The organism is Mycoplasmopsis primatum ATCC 25948 (assembly GCF_000702785.1).
Lineage (GTDB): Bacteria > Bacillota_I > Bacilli_A > Mycoplasmatales > Metamycoplasmataceae > Mycoplasmopsis > Mycoplasmopsis primatum.
Genome location: NZ_JNJV01000001.1, coordinates 36,646 through 56,944, shown reverse-complemented (window position 1 = coordinate 56,944; position 20,299 = coordinate 36,646). Strand labels below are relative to the sequence as shown.

General features: G+C 27.6%; 16 protein-coding genes. 7 read left to right on the top strand and 9 right to left on the bottom strand.

The genetic code is table 4. The features are described from left to right. Positions 1-125: 125 nt before the first annotated feature. From T386_RS0100270 to T386_RS0100245, 5 genes are all read right to left on the bottom strand, one after another. Positions 126-923 carry an MAG0920 family protein gene (locus T386_RS0100270; protein WP_029513179.1) on the bottom strand — a complete coding sequence of 266 codons (798 nt, stop codon included), beginning with the start codon at positions 921-923 and terminating at the stop codon, positions 126-128. 281 nt (positions 924-1,204) lie between these two features. Next, on the bottom strand, positions 1,205-1,918 hold the full coding sequence (locus T386_RS0100260) for an MAG0920 family protein (RefSeq protein WP_029513178.1): 714 nt from the start codon (positions 1,916-1,918) through the stop codon (positions 1,205-1,207). Between the two features lie 111 nt (positions 1,919-2,029). Then, positions 2,030-3,376: a hypothetical protein gene (locus T386_RS0100255; protein WP_029513177.1), complete on the bottom strand. Its 1,347-nt coding sequence runs from the start codon at positions 3,374-3,376 to the stop codon at positions 2,030-2,032. Between the two features lie 277 nt (positions 3,377-3,653). Beyond that, a complete protein-coding gene (locus T386_RS0100250; RefSeq protein WP_029513176.1) occupies positions 3,654-5,054 on the bottom strand; it encodes an ABC-2 transporter permease in 1,401 nt (466 codons plus the stop codon). Positions 5,055-5,077: 23 nt separating this feature from the next. Then, positions 5,078-5,920, bottom strand: coding sequence for an ABC transporter ATP-binding protein (locus T386_RS0100245; RefSeq protein WP_029513175.1), 843 nt, complete (start codon positions 5,918-5,920; stop codon positions 5,078-5,080). A 228-nt stretch (positions 5,921-6,148) separates the two neighbouring features. Between T386_RS0100245 and T386_RS0100240 the strand changes: the two genes are divergently transcribed. From T386_RS0100240 to T386_RS04575, 6 genes are all read left to right on the top strand, one after another. Then, positions 6,149-7,453 carry a PhnD/SsuA/transferrin family substrate-binding protein gene (locus T386_RS0100240; RefSeq protein WP_029513174.1) on the top strand — a complete coding sequence of 435 codons (1,305 nt, stop codon included), beginning with the start codon at positions 6,149-6,151 and terminating at the stop codon, positions 7,451-7,453. Between the two features lie 17 nt (positions 7,454-7,470). Next, positions 7,471-8,388, top strand: a complete 918-nt coding sequence (phnC, locus tag T386_RS0100235) for a phosphonate ABC transporter ATP-binding protein (protein WP_084274139.1) — start codon at positions 7,471-7,473, stop codon at positions 8,386-8,388. Continuing rightward, positions 8,378-10,591, top strand: a complete 2,214-nt coding sequence (locus T386_RS0100230; protein ID WP_051622752.1) for a PhnE/PtxC family ABC transporter permease — start codon at positions 8,378-8,380, stop codon at positions 10,589-10,591. Before phnC ends, T386_RS0100230 begins: the two co-directional genes overlap by 11 nt. Positions 10,592-10,701: 110 nt before the next feature. Continuing rightward, positions 10,702-11,703: an Eco57I restriction-modification methylase domain-containing protein gene (locus tag T386_RS0100225; protein ID WP_029513171.1), complete on the top strand. Its 1,002-nt coding sequence runs from the start codon at positions 10,702-10,704 to the stop codon at positions 11,701-11,703. Next, on the top strand, positions 11,696-12,685 hold the full coding sequence (locus T386_RS0100220; RefSeq protein ID WP_029513170.1) for a hypothetical protein: 990 nt from the start codon (positions 11,696-11,698) through the stop codon (positions 12,683-12,685). The genes T386_RS0100225 and T386_RS0100220 overlap by 8 nt, the downstream gene beginning before the upstream one ends. Positions 12,686-13,295: 610 nt before the next feature. After that, entirely contained in the window at positions 13,296-13,448 is a 153-nt protein-coding gene (locus T386_RS04575) for a hypothetical protein (protein ID WP_169734044.1), read from the top strand. Between the two features lie 320 nt (positions 13,449-13,768). Here the strand turns inward: T386_RS04575 and T386_RS0100210 are convergent, their stop codons facing one another. Then, positions 13,769-16,159: a phosphoketolase family protein gene (locus T386_RS0100210; RefSeq protein WP_029513169.1), complete on the bottom strand. Its 2,391-nt coding sequence runs from the start codon at positions 16,157-16,159 to the stop codon at positions 13,769-13,771. A gap of 180 nt (positions 16,160-16,339) precedes the next feature. Between T386_RS0100210 and T386_RS0100205 the strand changes: the two genes are divergently transcribed. Then, complete coding sequence (locus T386_RS0100205; protein ID WP_029513168.1) at positions 16,340-17,209, top strand: hypothetical protein; 870 nt, start codon at positions 16,340-16,342, stop codon at positions 17,207-17,209. 82 nt (positions 17,210-17,291) lie between these two features. On the opposite strand, the gene T386_RS0100200 is transcribed toward T386_RS0100205, so the two are convergent. From T386_RS0100200 to T386_RS0100190, 3 genes are all read right to left on the bottom strand, one after another. Beyond that, entirely contained in the window at positions 17,292-17,975 is a 684-nt protein-coding gene (locus tag T386_RS0100200) for a LemA family protein (RefSeq protein ID WP_029513167.1), read from the bottom strand. A gap of 33 nt (positions 17,976-18,008) precedes the next feature. Continuing rightward, a complete protein-coding gene (locus T386_RS0100195) occupies positions 18,009-19,802 on the bottom strand; it encodes an MAG1210 family protein (RefSeq protein ID WP_029513166.1) in 1,794 nt (597 codons plus the stop codon). A gap of 118 nt (positions 19,803-19,920) precedes the next feature. Then, complete coding sequence (locus T386_RS0100190) at positions 19,921-20,280, bottom strand: MG284/MPN403 family protein (RefSeq protein ID WP_029513165.1); 360 nt, start codon at positions 20,278-20,280, stop codon at positions 19,921-19,923. Between the last annotated feature and the right edge of the window lie 19 nt (positions 20,281-20,299).

Here is a 20,299-nt window from a genome sequence, read left to right as displayed (position 1 = left end):
TCATTAAAATTTAATAATATAAATTTAGCTTTTCAGTCGCTTTCAATAATACTTTTTTTGCTCATTTGAATAGTTATTTTATATTAATTATTAATAATTAATAATCGAAAAAATTATTTTTTATTTTAAAAGAAATTTTTATAAATGTTTGCTCTATTTTTTCATAGTCATGAAAAGTTTTCTTTTTTAAATCTAACACCATTTACTGAAAAATTGTTAAAATTGCTGATAACAAAAAAGTAAAATTCATCGCAAAATTCTTCATAATTTTTGCATGATTTTAATAGTTTGAAAATGAACATAAATGGAAAATTAACCATAGATTGTTCAAATTTAAAACTCTTTTTTTCAAAAATTTTAAATAATTCTTGATTTTCTTCATCAGGTGCGTTTTCTATCAATATCTCGTCTGATAATTTATTATTTTGTTCTTTTCATTTTTTAAGAACTTTTTTAATTTTAAAATATCTATATATTTTTAACATAAAACTATAATTAGCTAACATTATTATTGGAGAAAAATACACGTAAAAATAATCAGTGAAGAAGGTTGCTGTATCAGTGTTTGTATGCTTATTATCTTTTGAATCGGTGAATAAAAGAATATAACCTATAATTCAACAAAGATAAGAAGCTAACGTAAAGATAGAATATACAATGGTTTCAACTTTTCAAAATCTTAATTTCTTGTTAAACATATTAAAATAATTCTGGTTAACCTTCACTTGGTTTTCTTCGTTAATATTGTTCATTAGTAATGGATAATTATTTTTCAATAAATCGTAATATGAATTGATATTATATTTTTTAATAAATCATCACACTGATAAATAAATCGTATCAATTAGGATAAATATTAAACATAATATTGTTAAGAAAAATAATTTATCAAAAATTGTGCTTATACCATTTTCAAACAGCATACTTTATTTCCTTTCTATCCTAAATTATCAAATTTCAACTTATTAGGAAATGTTTTTATATATCGCCGTATTTACTGGTGTATACCTTCATCATATTCCAAACACTTAATTAAAAATTTGTAAATTCTAGCATTTCCTCTAATAATTTTATTTCACCGGTTTCAGTATTTTTAAAATGTAAATTTTTACCGTCAAAGCCCTTTTCTCAATAAGGCTTATCCATAGGTGTTTTTATTAACATTATTCATTTTATATTTTTCACCTAAACTTTTACTAAAAAATTATTTTTTGTTTTTAAAAAAATGTTCATAAATATGCTCTCTATTTTTTCATAACCATGAAAAGTTTTCTTTTTCAAATCTAACACCATTTACAGAAATATTTTGATAATTGCATACAACACAAAAATAAAATTCATTACAAAATTCTTCGTAACTTTTGCATGACTTTAAGATTTTAATAATAGTTTTAAAATTAAAATTATCTAAGGTTCGTTCTAATTTAAAATTATTTTTTACAAAAACTTCAAGCATTTCTTTATTCTCTACATCTGGGGTGTTTTCTATCAATAACTCATCAGGTAATTTATCGTTTTTGTCTTTTCATTCTATAAGGATTTTTTTAATACTAAAAAATGAATATATTTTAAAAATAGTCTTTAAATTATTTGTTATAGTAAAAATAGGTAAAAAACAAAAATAAAGACATGTTTCAACAAAATCATCTATATTAAAACTCGATTGTTGCAACTCTTTCCAATTAATTATAAAAATTGAGATGCAGACAATTAGTAAAATGAAAGAAGCTAAACTTAGAATACTACATATGATGATTTCTTTTTTTCAAAATTTTAATTTAGAGTCAAATATATTGAAACAAATTTTATTTACTTTTCTTTGTTGGTTTTTATTAATGTTATTCATTAATGATGAATAATTATCTTTTAATATTTTTTTATAGGTGATACTATTAACTTTTTTGGACCATAAACACATCAATGACCATAACCCGTCAGCTAGTATGAAAAGCAATCAAAATATTATGGCTATAATTAATTTGCCAAAGGCTGTGAGCGAACCATCTTGAAACAATGTTATACCTCTCTCTTAACCCAAATTATCAAATTTGACTTTGTTAGGAAATGTTTTGATATATCAACCATATTTTCTGCTATATACCTTTAGCAGTTTTCAAGAGCTTAACTCAAAATTTGTATACTTTAGCATTTCCTCTAATGATTTTATTTCGCCAGTTTCAGTATTTTTAAAATGCAAATTCTTACCACCGACGCCACCTTTTCAATAAGGCTTATCCATAGGTGTTTCATTAACTACTATTCATTTAATATTTTTCATATTGCCAATTTGAATTGATATTTGCTCTGTTGCTAACTTCAACTTATCCATTCATTCTTGGAATTTATTATATTCATTTATGCTAGCCGACAGCTTATGAGTATTTATTATTGCACCAAAACTAGATAACAGCGCACTAATACCACTAAATTTAATAGCACGCTCAGTAGTTTTATAGCTAATTGATGATAATGCTTTAAATTTAACATACCCAATTTTTACAGAAAATGAAACTGCTTTTTTTATTACTCATGATGTGGGTTTTGTCTTTCACTCTTTAAAATTATTAATTAATTTTAAAGCTAATGCCTGTTTTTCTTCAAAGCTATTTGTGATTATATCTAATATAGATGACACAGCAGTAAGGGTGGTAGCTGTTACTGTTGCTGCTGTTGCAAATGGTACTGTTGCACCAAAGGTTCAAGGTGCTAATGCATAAAGACCTGCAGCAATAGCACCTGCAGCAACAGCTCCAGCTTTGAAGGCCATTGAGGCTATTCTTAGGTTTTTGATTTTCTTTGCTAGTGGTTGAACATTTTCTTCTATATTTTTTAACAATTCTTCAAACATAGAAATTTCTTGAAAGATGTTTTTGCTATTTTCTGTTCCGTCATCATTTACAGCAAATTTATTTTTTGCATCAGTAACAATTCTTTTGTAATAGCTAGCAAATTGTTTATTTAATTCTTTTTTCTCATTTTTAGAATTTCTTTTTTCTTCTAACAGCTTATTTCTTATTTGTTCGAATAAATTTTTCTTAAAGTCCTCTTTATTTAGCTCAATATTCTTTAGGACTTCATCACTTAATAAATTTGCTTTTTTATATTTATTTATTAAAGCGTCACATAATTGATCTTTTTCTGATTCAGTTATGCTGTTCATTATTTGTTTAGTGGATGTTTTTTCTTTATTTATTTTATTTGTAAGTGAGTCAAAAAGTTCACTATTTTCATTAATAATATTATTGAAAAGCTCTGTTAATTGCTCATTGTTAACATTAGTTTCACTATTAGTGTCATTTTGAGCTTGCACAACCGAAACAGGTGTTAAACTGGTAAATGTGTTTATTTGTTTTAAAATTGAAAATACATTTTTCATATTACTCCTTTATTTAAAAATTTATTTTTATAAGTTAGTTCATATAGTATATTCTTAATTTAAGTTTTTCTGGTTGATATGGAACGTTTTAAAATATTCGCAAGTATGAGAAAATAGCTATTTGACCACATTTTTGGTTATGAAAAATTGAATGAATAATGCATATATAGGTCATACTGTGCTTAAACAAAAGAAACATACACATTATAAAATTTGTGTATGTTTCTTTTCATTTTTAATGCGTTAATCAGTAAATTAAAATCAATATTACGTAAAACTATCTTATGTTTCATCTAAATACTTTTGATGAAACACCAAATAATAAACCACTTCAAATCCATGGAAGAATGTGATTAATAATATTTTCTGTTACTGAACCGATTTTTATGATAGAGCTTTTATTAATGAAGTTAGATGATATTTTTACATAGGACGATGAATAAAAATTCTTCAAAAGTTCATTATTTTTAGCTAGATTTATAATTTCTGTTAAAGACAAATTATTAATATCTTGTGTTTTTTTAAAGTTAGCTAATGCTCTCAGTAATTTTACGTTTTCGTCTGTTTTATTGTTAAATGCGTCTGTTATCATTAGTTCCATAAATTCTTCAAATGATAAAAATTGAATCGTGCTGTATGAGAAATTTTGAGCATTAAAAATTTGGTTAACTTTAAAAATATTGTAATTGTTGTTGATAATTGAAAAACCTGATTCATAAGTACTTAAATTATTAGGCATATTTAAAAGTAATTCTTGCATTTCTTTTTCCTTGCCTTTTAAAAAGATTCCATAACTAGAATTCATAACTTGATGATATTTAACTATTCCAGTTGTATATTCTTTAATACTATTTCATGAATAAGCCATATTATTGCTTGCAGGAGTCAAATCGATTATTTGATTATCAATTGTAACTGTTAGCGAAAGCTCTGATGTACCTAAGAAAGACATAGTATTTTGAACTATTGATGATTTAAAAGGAGAAAGATATCCAATATATCACATAGGTTTAAATTTGGCTATTGATGCTAAGGGCATAACTTGACCTGTAAGAAACATAGAAATAATTAATAATGATGAACCAATGGCTTGCACCATTAATACAGATCTTGAAATTGAAACTAAAAATAATCCTACTGCAAGGCTAACAATTGAAAGTATCACAAAACTATAAATATAACCAAATCATTCAATGTTTTTGAACATTAATTTTAAAGACGGTGCTTTGATTTGCATCTGTTTGCCTAAAAACATATATGAACTTAATACTCTACCATCATTATAATAACGAGGCCCATATACTAATAAAGCTAACAAAAATGTTCACAGTCCTGACAAAATCATAATAATCAAATAATATAGTGCTATAAAAAGTAAAAAATACAGAGGTTTTATTTTTGACGTTCCTATTCTTTTAAATAATGTCGACTTTTTAAATTCAAATAAAGCAGAAGGCAACGATACACAAGCAATTGCTATGGGGCCAATAGTAATAGATGGGCCGATAATATATTCATAGCCATAAATTGTACCTATCATAAATACAAAAATCAATGGATAACCAAAAGAAAAGAAAGGCCCAACAAATGCTTTTCAAAAATGAGTGTTAATTAAAGAAAAAACACCCAAAAAAACATTTTGGTTATGATTAGGCAATTTTAAATTTTCTTTTTTCATATCACCTCCTTTTTTAAATTAAACTAAATGAAGTGTTGTAAGCATTTATTAACAGTTCCAAATTCTTTTACAACATCGTTGATTTTTTCATCATAAACTATATATCCATGGTTTAAAATCACAATTCTATCTGCTAATTCTTCAATTTCATTAATATCATGTGACACTATAATTAAGGTGCTATTGTTAAGTTTGGCAAATTGCTTAATGAATTTTATTAATCGCGATTTTATTTTAATATCTAAACCAGTAGATAATTCATCTAAAATAATAATTTTTGGTTTGTGAATTATCGCCAGCAAGGCATTTAACCTTTGATGTTGCCCACCACTTAAAGCTGATGCTTTACTATTTAAAAATTCATTTATGCCGAATATTTTAATTAATTGTTTTATGCTATTCGCATCCATTTTATTGCCAAATAATAAGTTAATTGATTTAATAATATCTTTAACTGTGAGTCCTTGAGGATAAGAAGAGTCTTGAAATTGAATCCCAACACTGTGATTATTGTTTTCTTTTTCTGAATTAGCATCATCAATCAAATATTTTATAAGTCCACTTGTAGGTTTTTGGATTCCAACTAGCATTTCAACGGCAGTGGTTTTGCCAGCACCATTAGAGCCTAAAAGTGCTATATTTTGATTTTCATAAATAGAAAGTGTTAAATCATTAACTGCTTTTAATTTATTTTTACCTGTTCTAAATTCTTTTACTAAATTCTTTATTTCAACTATTTTATGAAGGTTTTCATATTCTTTTGGCTTAATTCTTGCAAATTCCTTAATTTTTTGCTCGTGCTGAGTCAAAGAATTAGCAAAATTATCTATAAATGAACTTAGTGGATTTTGTTGATTAGTCTTCATACTTATATTATATATTATTAAATTTTGACTGCTATTTTGCAGGTATATTTGAGCTCAAAAAATAGCAATAACTTGAATTATTTTACCCAGCATTTTTTACTAAAATTCACACTAAATTTTGCTTGAAATTTTAAAAAATATGGATCGCTTCTTTTGTTATACTATAACTACATACGATGCGAGTAGAACATAGTATGTATATAAATTAAAGGAAAGAGGATTCATTTTATGACTAAAAGCAAAAAAATTTTAGTGAGTTTAAGTACATTAGTACCAGCACTCACAACTATCCCTATGGTTTTAACCAGTTGCAAGACAACAGAAGGGGGTAAAAAAGTACAAGTTCAATCATATTCAGACCAAGCTCTTAAATTACTATCAGGTGATATTACAGTTGGTGGAGCTTGATCAGATGCTAGACAATTTGCAAAGAAAGATTGAGATAAAATTGCAATAATTGGAGCAACTGACCCAATATCAAATGATGGCGTTCAAGCCAGAGCAAATTTGAAAGCTGATGATATTAGTGCTGTTCAAAATCTATTAATTGAGGCTATTACACAAGCAAATAGTGATAAAAAAACTAAAAAAGAAACTAACTTGACATACAAAGATAAAAATGGTAAATTACAAAGTATGTTTAAAATTTATAACCATGACGGTTATGCAAAAATTGGCTATGATGCTACTATCACAACCAGCGATGGCAAGCAAAAACCAGCATATACCAGTAAACCAGAGGCTGGCGGTGATTACTTTACAATAGATGTATCTAATAAAGTATCGTGAAAAGGAACCACTCCATTCAAGATTCAATTTATTCCTTCATCTGATCCAGCACTTGTTGGTTCAGTAACAAAAGGTTTACAAAAATGAATGAACGCGCAATTAAATAAAGCGGATGGAGAAGCAATCCAAATTACTGTTTCAACAGATTACGAAGCGCTAGGTCAATTCCTAAAAGTTGGAAGACAAGATGTAGGATTTTTACCTGTTGGGACCTGGGCTGATAAATGTCCAGAAACTAAATTCATTTTAACATCAGGTAGAAGAGTGCAAATTGTTGATCCATATGTATCAGTTGATAAAGCAACTACACCAGCATTCAGTGATGAAACACTTCTTGTAAATGCTATAAATAATTATCGTACTTTTAATAAATCAGAAGGTATAGCAGAATTAGATTGAGTTTATATAAATAATGATAAAAATAAAAATCCTAAGGATGTGGCTGATGGATATCCAAAAGAACTTAAGGATAAAGTTGATGAATTAGCTGCTAGTGGTAATTTACCTATTGTTGGTTATTACAGATCATATATTTATGCTAAAAAAGGTTCAGAAATTGAAAAAATAGTTTCTAAAGCATTAAAAGAACAAGGTTCAAATTGAAAATTGAAATGAGAAGAAGTTAAAAAACACATTATTTTTGGTTTCAGTGGAACTACTTCATCAGCTTCATATATTTATCCTGAAAAATGATTTGCAAAACACTTTGAGGGCTTTGAAAGTTTTGTTAAATCATTAGAATAATAGAATTTTAAAAACTTATGGAACAGAAAAATAATATTAAAAACATAGCACCTAAAACAGTGAGCTATACTGATAATTTACACAGCGAAGATTGACCTATTGAATGAATAAATGTTTCTAAGACCTATCCAAATGGAACAAAAGGCTTAATTGATGTTAATTTAAAAATTAATCAAGGCGAATTTGTTGCTATCATTGGACTCTCTGGCGCTGGTAAAACAACCTTGTTAAAAACTATAAATAAAATTAATCCAATTACTGCTGGCACTCTAAAAGTGGGACCTTATGATGTTACTAACTTAAAAGGTAAAACACTAAGAAAATTTAGAACTAAAGTGGGAATTGTTTTCCAAGGTTATAATTTAGTTGAAAATGTGTCAGTTATGCAAAATGTTTTAACTGCTCGCCTTCCACAAATGAACTGATTTAGAGCTTTTTTTGGTTTAGTCAAAAAAGAAGATATCAATATCGCTTATGAATCCTTAGCTAAGGTTAACATTTTGGAAAATGCTTATGATTTAGCTAGAGATCTAAGTGGTGGTCAAATGCAACGTGTTGCACTCGCTCGTACTCTTGCACAACGTCCAAAAATAATCTTAGCTGATGAACCTGTTGGGGCGCTTGACCCCATTATGGCTAAAAGTGTTATGGATGGATTTTTGTTAGTAAATAAATTAGACAATATTACAGTGGTAGCAAACTTACACCATGTTGATTTGGCATTGCAATATGCTGATAGAATTATTGGAGTCAAAAAAGGAAAGATTGTTTTTGATGGAACCTGAGATCGAGTAAACTATCAAGTTTTAAAAGATATATATGGTAATAATCTTGAACAATTTGATGAAGAACAATTTTCTGAAACGCATAGAAAAAGAAAACTGGTTCAGGACGAAGTACTAGAAGAAGTCAAAAAGGCAAAAAATGCAAACTAATAGCCCATCAAGTTTTGATGATAGTAAAACAACAGCTTCTATAAAAGCTAAATTAAATCTATCATTTGAAAAAATTAAAAATTACTTTAATCCCAGTTTTATAGACATAAACGGTCAAAAGGTAACCAAAAAATTTCCTTGAATTAAATTAATAAGCTTTATTTTTACACCCATTATTTTGATATTGCTAATTGTTTGAATGAAGCCTGATTTTCAATTATTTAGACCATTTATTAACTCGCTTAGACATTTTTTTAATATTAATCAAAATGTTAAAATAGGCACACAAGAAATATCACCTTTATACACTTTTAAATGAAGTTTAGAGCTGCTTTGAAAAACAATTGTTTATTCAATATTAGGAACTTTTTTTGGAATTATTATAGCGGTGCCTATATCATTGCTTTGCTCTAAAAATTTCATAAAATCTCCATGGATATATAACCCTATTAGAATGTTTATGTCAATTCTCAGAGCATTTCCCCCATTAGTGCTTGCATATATTTTGTTTTTGGTTGTATCAAAAGACTTAGCCGCAACTATTGCTATTGCACTATTTGTGTGCTCAATAATGACTAAATGATTATATGAAGATCTAGACACCTATGATGTTAGTTCATATTATTCAGCTCAATCTATTGGTAATACTAAAACTATTGCATTCAAAAGTACAATCTTCCCTTATTTAGTTAAAAGAATTGTTTCATATGGATTTTATTCATTTGAAATGGTTGTAAGATTTGCAGCAATTTTAGGTGTGGTTGGTATTACTACAATTGGTTGATTGCTTAATCAATTTACAAATATTCCAGAGAATTTTTCGCACGCATCAATTGTTATTTGAGTATTAGTTAGCTTTATGGTTTTACTAGAGATATTAAATTTTGTTATTAAAAAATATCTTCTAGAAAAGAATCCTAAACGAGCTAAATTAGATACATCAAGGTCCTTAAATAATCAAATTGAAGAAATCAAAAAACAAAAACCAAAAGATTGAATAGCTAAAGTTATTATTGGCCTTATTATTCTAACTTTAATAATAGTTGCTATGGTTCAAATTGACTGAAGTATTGCTAATTCAACAAAACAGAGTTTTTTCGGGCAAGGAGTTAAAAATCTTTTTGCTGATATTGAATGAAGTTTATTCTTTAAATGAAATACTGGCGACAATCCTATCCAATTAGGTTTTGATGCCTTAGCACTTGCTGTGCTTTCTTCTATAATCGGTTTGCTTTTTGCTTTAATTTTTGGCCTACTTGCATCAAAAAATATAGTTAGTATATGGATAGCATATCCTTTTAAATTATTTATTATATTAATCAGAGCAATTCCTGTCTTTACTTTCGGTTTTCTATTTCTTATATTATCAAAAGATTCTATTTTATTTGCTGGAACACTAGCACTAGGAATTCACTCTATTGGTATGCTTGGAAAGCTAATTAATGAGGCAATCGAAAAAATACCTAAACGCGTTTTTGATTCGTTAAATTCATTAGGTTTAAATTGGTGACAAAAAATTAAACTAGGTGTATTTAAGCAAATTATGCCATATGCTATTTCAAATTTCTTGTATCGTATTGAGCTTAATTTTAAATCAACAGTTGAGCTTGGTGTTGTTGGTGCTTGTCCATTTGGTTTTCAAATGTCAGTATATTCACAAGATTATCAACAATGAGGCCGTTTAATGCCTTACTTGATAGTAACTTTAATAATATTGCTTGTCTTAGAACAGATTTCAAATCTATTTAGAAAGAGATTATTGCAAGGCTACTGACTTAGTCAAGAAAATTGAATATTCAAAAAAATAGCTGAATGAAAACTTATAAAAGCACTTTCTGTTGCTAAAACCAATCATATTAGTTTTACTCACTCACAAAAATGAGCTGATTATGCTATTGCTAAATCTAAATTTTTAGCACTAACCACTTTAACATATGCCCAAAATAACCCGGATACTATTATCACTAATGAAATGTATAATGATTTAAAAAATAGACGTCAGCAATATTTAATCTCTATTGAGCAATATAGAGAACAAATAAGTCAAGAAATAAAATCTTTGCGTAAAAACAGTTATTTAAACGCTTTTAGAGAATCAGCTAAACACATAAACAAACTACTGATAATTAAAAGGCATAAAGTAGCTCAAAAATCTGCTTATTATGCAGTACAAAAATATTTCGACTCGTTTGTGGAGTCTTAGTGAAATACAATAGTTTAAAAGGTCTAAGACTGCAGAGTTTTGGATCTTTTTTATTCGCACATTAGTATACAATTTAATGAAACCGTCAAATAAATGCAAGGGATAAATATATGATTAATGAGAAAAAAGTAAAATTAGGTCAATTTTTTACAAAAAGCGCACTATGGCTTAAACCTCAAATTTTAGAATTCATCAATAACAGTAATTGTTCAATAGCTTACGATCCTTTTGCTGGAGCTGGAGATATTTTAAATGTGCTTACTGCTCAGTTTAAATTTAATGAATATGTTGGTTTAGATATTGATGCACACCTTAATTGAAAATTAAATGACTCGTTACTAAATATTCCTTTGGTTGATCATGCCATAATTGTTACTAACCCGCCATATATTGCTAAGCAATCAGCATCAAAGAAAAAAATAGATTTATCTTTATATTTTGGTTCTTCGCCTTATGAGGATATATATTTAATAGCACTAGAAAAAATGCTTGAAAATCATAAATTTGTTGTTGCTATTGTTCCTGAATCTTTCATTAACTCAAATTTTAAACATAAAAACTTATTATCGTCAATTACTATATTAGAAGAAAACCCATTTAATGATACAGAAATACCTGTTTGCGTGGTTTGTTTTGATTCAGTTAACAAGCCACTATCGCAAGTTAAAATTTATAAGAATAACAAGTTAATAAATAACTTTCAATCAATTATAGATGTTAAATTATTGCCCAAACACAATGTCAAAATCAAATTCAATACCTTAGATGGATGACTTGGTCTCAGGGCTGCAGACAGTTCAAATGATGTAAATTTTATTAAGTTCGACTTTAAAGAAAACTTTTCATATAATTGACAAAAGAACATAAAAATCTCATCAAGGCATTATAGTTTAATTGATGTCGATATTCCTAAGGATTTAAGAAGTAAATTCATTGATATCTGCAATCAAAAGATTCAAGAATTAAGATGGAAATCTTCTGATATTATTTTTTCTCCATTTAAAGGCAACACTAAAAATGGTATTAGAAGACGCAGATTGGATTTTAATTTAGCAAGAGCAATTATGGAAAAAGCTTATTTTAAAATTTATAAGGATAAAACACATGAATAATAAAGAATACTTTTTATATAGTCAAAATAATATAGACGGTGCAATAGATAAATTCAAGCAAAAGGGTAAGCTGGTAATATCAGAAAATGCAAATCAAGAACCAACTAGTTTAATGAAATCAAATTCTCAATTAGTTGAGTTTATTACAACTTATAAAATACTTAGCGAAAATTCAGTTAAAAGTGATGAATTAATTAACACAATAATTGATAAGATTATCAACATCATTGAAACAACGGATATGATTAATTATTCATCATTTTGCACCTATTGACAGGTTGTGGGCTATTCATATTCTACATTTGTTGATAAAAAAAGCAAGTTAACTCAAAATAAAAAAAGAGAGATAATAAGAAATCTTTTAGATCTCTATATAAAAAATAGACATAATATCTATTTATATCATGGTTATTCAGATCAGTGTCTACAAGTTCAATCTGATGCAGCAACAAGTAGAAGAAAAGGTAAAACTGGTATTGAAATGATGGAAACTTTATTAACTAAATTAAATTTCATAAAAACTAATACATATGCAGACTTTCATAATAGTCAATTTTGCTATATGCTACCTGATAAAGATGGCATTAATTTATTTAATGAATTTTTAGTTAAAAATAATATTCAATTTACATTTAGAACAAGTTGAGATAATAAAAATCCCGACATGTTAATCAAAATATTTAATGATTATTTTATTATTGAACATAAACTCACAAATGGATTTGGTGGAGCTCAAAATTCTGAAATAAATGAAATTATTCAATTTATTTCTCATAGTGAGAACAGCAATAATTTACATTATGTTTCATGCTTGCAAGGAGATTATTTTCAAAAGCTGAATAACATGGAAAAATGTAATCCAAAGGTAAAAACTCAATATGAAAATATCATTAAAAATCTAAACAAGCACAGACATAATTTTTTTGTTAATGGTGTTGGTTTTAATAAGTTAATTTTAGATTTTGTTAATAGAAAGAATTAATTGTCATATGATGAATATTTTGTAAATGATAAACACTTATCGTTTCCAAGTTTTGAATGCAAAAAATATTAATTTGCCTATAAATCAGGTCTTTTCGTCTTTTGATGTCTAAATTTTACTATCCAAGAGCGCGGTAATATATAATAGTAAAATTTAGTGAAACTAAAATGAGTGCAATTTGTTTGATAATGGAAGGTGAAAATTCTCACAAAAATTAAAAAAATAAAGATCAAATATATTTCTATGCTATTATTATATTAATTAGCTTGGAGCAATGCTTATAAGTAATCGAAAAATAGGCGCGCTTATAGGTTTATATATGTTTTAAATGTCTATTGATACCCTCCTAAGCTCTAGTTCGTCCTAAAAAGAGGTTTTCCTCTTTTTTTGTATAATTATTATAAATTTTTAGATTTGCATTAAATGTATAATATAAACACTGTTTTTTGAAGTAGATTATAAAACTGTTTAATAATTAACAATATAAGTGTAATAAATAATAAAATATTTTAGATACATAGTGTTTAAAAACAAAAAAGACCAAAAAATGGGTCAAACTCAAAAACTCGGGAAAAAATTATTATTTATTACAATAGAAAGTGAATAACATATGTACGAATATAGAATAGAAAGTTGCAGAGTTGCTAATGCAGAGGGATTAATGAATAAAATGGCAAAATATGGATGAAGAGTTATTGCGGTATCCCCAAATATTGCTATGGGTTATGGTTTAGTTATTACCTTTGAAAGATCTACACATTAGATATATAACAACAGCAGTCTAATTGTTTTAATTGTCTTAGATTTCAAAGTTGCTTATCTTTTAGGTCATTTTTTATCATATTATCTGATGTCCAAAAAAATGTTTGTTTGCTTAATATACAAATAAATATGATTTCCAAGTTTTGAATGCAAAAAATATTAATTTGCCTATAAATCAGGCTTTTCCGTCTTTTGCTATTAAATTTTACTATCTTAAATATATGCAATATGATTATCATTTTGGCCGAATAATTAGCTAATAAATGTCTTAAAATAGAATTAAAAAAATATTGACCTAAATCAATATTTTTTTAATGTTATTTATTTTTTAAATGATTCTCATTTTCATTCTTTAACTTCAAGAATATCAGTTCCGTATTCCTTAATGTAATTTTTATGATAGGTAATTTTTTCGTTCATTTTTGCTACTAATGCATCAATTTCATTGTTATTTACAACATCTCTAAGTGCATTTGCGGCATCAATAGTCATATGGAATCTGTCCATTTCACTTAATAAACGAATATCAAATGATGTTGTGATATCCCCATTTTCTCTATAACCGTGTGCGATTAAATTGTGATTATGACGAGTGAAGAAAATGTCTCTTAAAATACCTTCATAACCGTGGAAAGCAAATAAAATTGGTTTGTCTTTGGTAAAGATAGCATCAAATTCGTCATCGCTTAATCCTCTTGGATCAACACTTGGATGTCTTAATTTTAATAAGTCAAGCACATTAACAAATCTTATTTTAAGTTGTGGAAATGCTTCGCGCAAGTATGTAATAGTTGCTAAACCTTCAATAGTTGATTCTGTACCAGAAGCCGCAACTACTAAATCAGGGTCTTCATTAGCTGTTGTATTTGAAGCTCAATCAATAATTTTAAGTCCTTTGTCAACTAATTCTTGAGCCTCTTCCTTTGTAAAGAATTGGTGTCTTGGTTGTTTTGATGAAATGATAAGATTAATTACATTTCTGTCACTAAATGCTTTTTCCATTGTAGCTAATAATGTATTTGTATCAGCAGGAAGATATTCTCTAATTAATTCTGGTCTTTTGTCTGCTAAGTGGCCAATAAGACCTGGATCTTGGTGTGTATAACCGTTATGATCTTGTTGGAATGCATTAGATGTAGCAATAACATTTAATGATGGATAGTCTTTTCTTCAAGGAATGTCCATAGCTTTTTTTACTCATTTCATGTGTTGAGTAAGCATTGAATCAACTACTCTTAAAAATGATTCATATGAAGCAAAAACCCCATGACGACCAGTTAATACATAACCTTCAAGCATACCTTCTGCTTGGTGTTCTGAAAGTTGTGAGTCAATAATTCTACCAGCAGGAGCTAACGCTTCATCAAACTTTTTGTCAATTCTATCAAGTCATTGACGGTTAGTAACCTTAAACATTTCATAAAGTCTGTTTGATTTGTGTTCATCAGGTCCTCAAACTCTGAAGTTTGTTGGATTTAATTTAGATAATTCTCCTAAATATGTACCTAATGTAACCATGTCTTGATTAATAACTGTTCCTGGTGTATCAAAATCAAGTCCATGTTTTCTTCAATCGCCTAATTTAAGAACTTTTGGATTAATACCGCCATTAGTGATAGGGTTCATACCCATTCTCTTTTTGCCCTTAGGTGCGATAGCAGCAATTGCTGAATTTAATTTACCATTTTTATCAAATAATTCTTCAGGTCTGTATGATTTCAATCATTTTTCAAGCGCATCAGCATGTTCCATTTTTTCAGCTGAAACCGGAATAGGAACTTGGTGTGCTCTGAAGCTTCCTTCAATTGCTTCCTTGTTTCATGTTTTAGGCCCAGTTCAACCTTTTGGTGATTTAAGAACAATCATAGGTCATACTGGTCTTTTAGCTTTATCAGCACCTGCTTTTCTAGCTTTGGCTTGATTCTTTTGAATCATTTCAATAGCTTCATCCATAGCATCAGCCATTAGTTGATGCATTGTTTCTGGTTCGTTGCCTTCAACTATAATTGGGAATCAACCAGCTCCTGTAAAGTATTGTGTAATTTCTTCATTTGTTCTACGAGATCATATTGTTGGGTTAGAAATTTTTCCACCATTAACGTGAAGAATTGGCAATACGGCACCATCGTTAGCAGGGTTAATAAAAGAGTTAATGAATCATCCTGCTGATAATGGACCAGTTTCTGATTCACCATCACCAATAACTGCAGCAGCAATCACATCTGGATTATCTAAAATAGCACCAGCAGCATGTGAAAGTGAATATCCTAATTCACCACCTTCATGAATTGATCCTGGACATTCAGGAGCAGCATGACTTGCTGTTCCGCCTGGGAATGAGAAGTATTTAAATAAGTGAGCCATTCCTTTTTCATCTTTTGTTACGTTTGGAAATAGTTCAGTGTATGTACCATCAAGGTATGTGTTTGAGGCAATAACTTGTCCGCCGTGACCTGGGCCACTAATAAAAAACATATTTAAATCGTATTTGTTAATTGCTCTATTTAAATGTGCATAAATAAAGTTTTGGCCTGGAACAGTTCCTCAGTGTCCAATTGGATAAACTTTAACATCATCAGCAGTTAATGGTCTGTTCAACAATGGGTTATTTCTTAAATACATTTGACCAACAGACAAATAGTTGGCAGCTCTTCATCAAGCATCAACTTTTTGTAAGTATTCTTTTGTGTCAAATTCTAAGTTCTTTTTCATATTTCTCCTATCTTATAAAGTTTCTTAATCAATTAAAAAATAAATTTTAATGACATAATATTTCTATTATAAATGAAATATAAAATATAAACCTATATGAATATGTTTAATATATATAATGTGGAAATAATAACTTTAATGATTATTTAAACAAAAATTTTTTAATAATATAATAAATTTATGACGAATAATAAATTAACAATCAAATCAGTTAAAGAAATCCAAGAAATTGAGTATCCAGCAATTGAGTGAAAAAGAAAAATTGCAAGCATACAAAAAAATAGTTCTGCGTCAGTTAGTTCAAGTGTTTTAATATTAAGGGCATCGACGGAATTGCTTAGAGAAATATTTTTATCAAAGGCAGCAGATATTGCAAATTTCGAGGCTCAAAATCAAAAATTACTAACTTTTGATGTAAAAATTGTTAATGCTAAAACGAATCTTGAACAATGTTTTTATACATTATCTTATGAATATTTTGACACTAAATCTGTTGAAAATATTGCATTGCCTATTCAAAAAATACTGTCAGCTGACTTAGAAAATATTAGTGATGATGAGACCAAGGAAATAGCAATGTATTATGACAAAAATGATTGAAAAGATCTTGATATTAATACTCAAAAAGAAATTAAAAAATGATATAAAAATGATATTTTTGCTAGATTTTTTAATGACTGGTCAGAAGTTGTTTTTAACACTTTTGACATAAACGTTTCAAAAGAAGCATTTACTATTTTTGAAAATTCATCAAATTCAAAAGCCAAAATACACGGCATTAAAAACAGTCCATCAATTGTTAAAAACATCATTAAAAAATATGCATTAATAGTAAAAATGCAATCAATATTCGACAGAGCAAAAACTAATGAAGTTAATAACTTATTAAAATTCGCTGATATTCATATAAAAGCTAACTATATGATTTTTGATAATGAAGATGATAAGAAAGAATATTTAAAAGATTGAGTCTTATCTGTTATTTATGGCAAAAAATTAATAGCTAAATATAATCAAACATTATTTAAAAAAGTAATGATGTTTAGATAATTTTCACTTCATGCAAATAAAAACAAAATGTGTTTTCTATAATTCACATTTTGTTTTTTTAATAGCATAAACAAGCATTTGTCTATAGAAAGAAATTTTGTCTTGCTTGGGCTTTAACTTCTGCCGATGCTATAAATGGAATTCTAGTTGTATAGTGTGATCTAGCAGCAACAATTTTTTTCGCAGGTCATTCAAAAATTTCCGAATTTCATTTTAAAACAGCATCATTGTAAATTTCTCTTGCTGCTGTAATTTCTTTTTGCAAGTATGAATTTTGTTCCATAGCTTCAACAATAGTATCTTGTGACTTTAATTCAGGGTATCTTTCTAATTGCACTCTTAGGCCAGCAAATATAGATTGCGATGTTGCTTCAATTTGCGATGCAATTTCAGATCTATTGCTATCGTTGGTGGTAACTCCACCTCTTAAGGCAGCAACAGATTTCATTACATCTTTATCAAGTTCTATTGATTTGTTTACTAACGATGCAGCATTAGTAAGAATTTGAACTCTTTGTTCAAGATAATTATCAATTTGTGATGCACCATGTTGAACTCTTTGTTCCAATTTTTGTAAATATGATTTAGCTTTTATTTTTACAAATATAAATATAAGGCCAGGTAAAATTCCTAAAAGTCATAAAAGAACTTCGAAAAAGATTGAACCTCCGCCTACTGTAACAGGCACTTGTTTATTAATAACATTAACATCTCTGCCTTCTTTTAAAACATTATTTTGTTGTGTTTCGTCAAGTGGATTAGCCATACTGTTCTCCTTAGTATTTAATATATATTTATTTTAAAGAATTTTAACAAAAGTAGATCAGAAACTTTGGCCACTGTCACTGATACTATTTTGATTTAAAAATTCCACATCAATTTCATAATATTTTGATTTTAATATTTCAATGTTATAAGATTTTTCAACTGAAATATATTCATCTCATGGAACTGGTATCATATGAATTTTGCCATTACTGTCAGTCGCTGGTACATATTCAATTCTTGATCTAATCTTGAATCCTTGTGCTGAAATGGCCACTAATTCTTTATTATTTTGTGGCTCTCTTGAAATTATATTAGTTATAACATCAGTATCACTTCAATCAGAAATTCCTTTATTATAAATAGCATAAAATGCAAATTTTTCAAGTTCGGCAAATGATAAATTATCATTTAATTCAATATTTAGCAATTTGTGTTCTTTGTTCATATAAAGTGGAATACACATAATTGGTGCAAAAGTAAAGTAAATCGATTTAAAGAATTTTGAATAATTATTCATAAATTGTTCGTAAATCTTATTAAATAAAAATGATTCGCACGATAATTTATTTTTGAAAATTGTTTGGCTAAATTCTATATGTGCTGGTTCAATTAAATTGACTTTTCCGGCTTTTGTAAAGTCAAAATCATCGCCGTAGCCAATTTCATTGTCTAATAACAATTTAGAAAGTTTTTGTTGAGCAACAGGTGTAAAAAGCATTCTATACTCTTTTTCATCATTACGGTCTGTACAATGCCACAATGCTTCAAAATTTATATTTCCCATAGTTGTAAAACTTCCAGCATTTTTTATAGCAGCATCAGATCTTTTCTTGAATTCTTTTTCCTTCTTTTTATAAAATTTGGCCAGCTCTTTTTCATTTAATTTATTAGTAAATTGAGCATAATGTGTAAAACCTAGGTTTTCTGCATTATCATTCCCATATAATAAAAATGTATCATAAGTAAATCCTGGAAAATCTTTGGTCACTGATGCAGTAAGTGTCTCATAGACCACTCGTGCAACCATTTTACCGTTTGAGTCTCTTACCATTTTTGTAACAGCGACAACTTTTGAGCCCGTATATGTTTTTTCAGTTCAGTTTCATCCTCTTTTTTTAACTAAAATAAATGGGGAACCAAAAAATGAACCTGAGTAAAGACCTCTATATGAGTAATTTTCTATTTTTTTAATTACTGGATCGCCCCCAAAATTTGATAGAAAGTAATTTAATCAATTGTCAGATAAGTATTTATTTAATTTAATATTTGGAATTGTTTCTTGTAATAAATACTCTTTTATTCCTGATTTTGATAGTAAATAGTTTAATGCCTTAGTAGCCTGAGTTGCTTTGTATTTAATATCATAAGCAATCACTCTTTCCTTGTTAAGTATCTTTTCATAGTTTTTCATTTTTTTGTAAAAAATACCGAATGCTAAGGCAAAACTAGTAATAAAAGCAATTATGGTAACTGGACAGCCAATAATAAGTGATTTCCACTTGGAATCGGGAGCACTAATCATATTTAGATAAAAATAATCAACCAATAGAAAAATAAGAATAATAACAGCTAAAATGCCTAGTCCTATAAGGAAGAAAAACAAACCTTTATGTTTTCTCAATAATTTTGAAAAACTATCTACTTTTTTCATTGATTTAATATATTTGTTTTCTAAATCAATACATTCTTGTTTATTAATTTTTGAATTAACAACTTGATTATTAAAATAATTTTCGGCGTTTTTATGAAATTCATCTCTAAGAATTTTGAAATTATCTACTGGATCATAATTCAGAAAAATTTCTTTTGTTAATTTTTTAGTCATAATTACTCCTTACATATTTGCTCTACTTTTTATATAAAATTATAATTAAATATTTGCCTTTTAAGACTATAAAACTGTTAAATTAAAACAGGAGAGGCATCTCTCCTGCATACATTATTTACTCTTCATCTTCAAAATAATAAATTAAAAATTCATTTACAGCATTTTTACGATATTTATAGTAAGTAGTTTTCGAATAAAAATCAGTATATCAAAATGAGTCGTTATCTTTTAAAAATTCATTTTCAAGTAAATGCTTATAATTTTTACTTAATGAACTTAAAACCTTCATAAATTTGTTTGAATAAAATGACTTTATTTGATGATCAATTTTATATCGGCTAGATGTTAATAAAAAGTTCTTTTCATCTATTTTTGCTCTCGCTTGTTCTAATCTGAAAATGGCAGCAACTGCCTTATATTTTTCCAAATCCGTCATTGCGTAATTTAGAGCATTATAAGCCATGAAATTTAACATAATTTCTCCTTAAAAACTA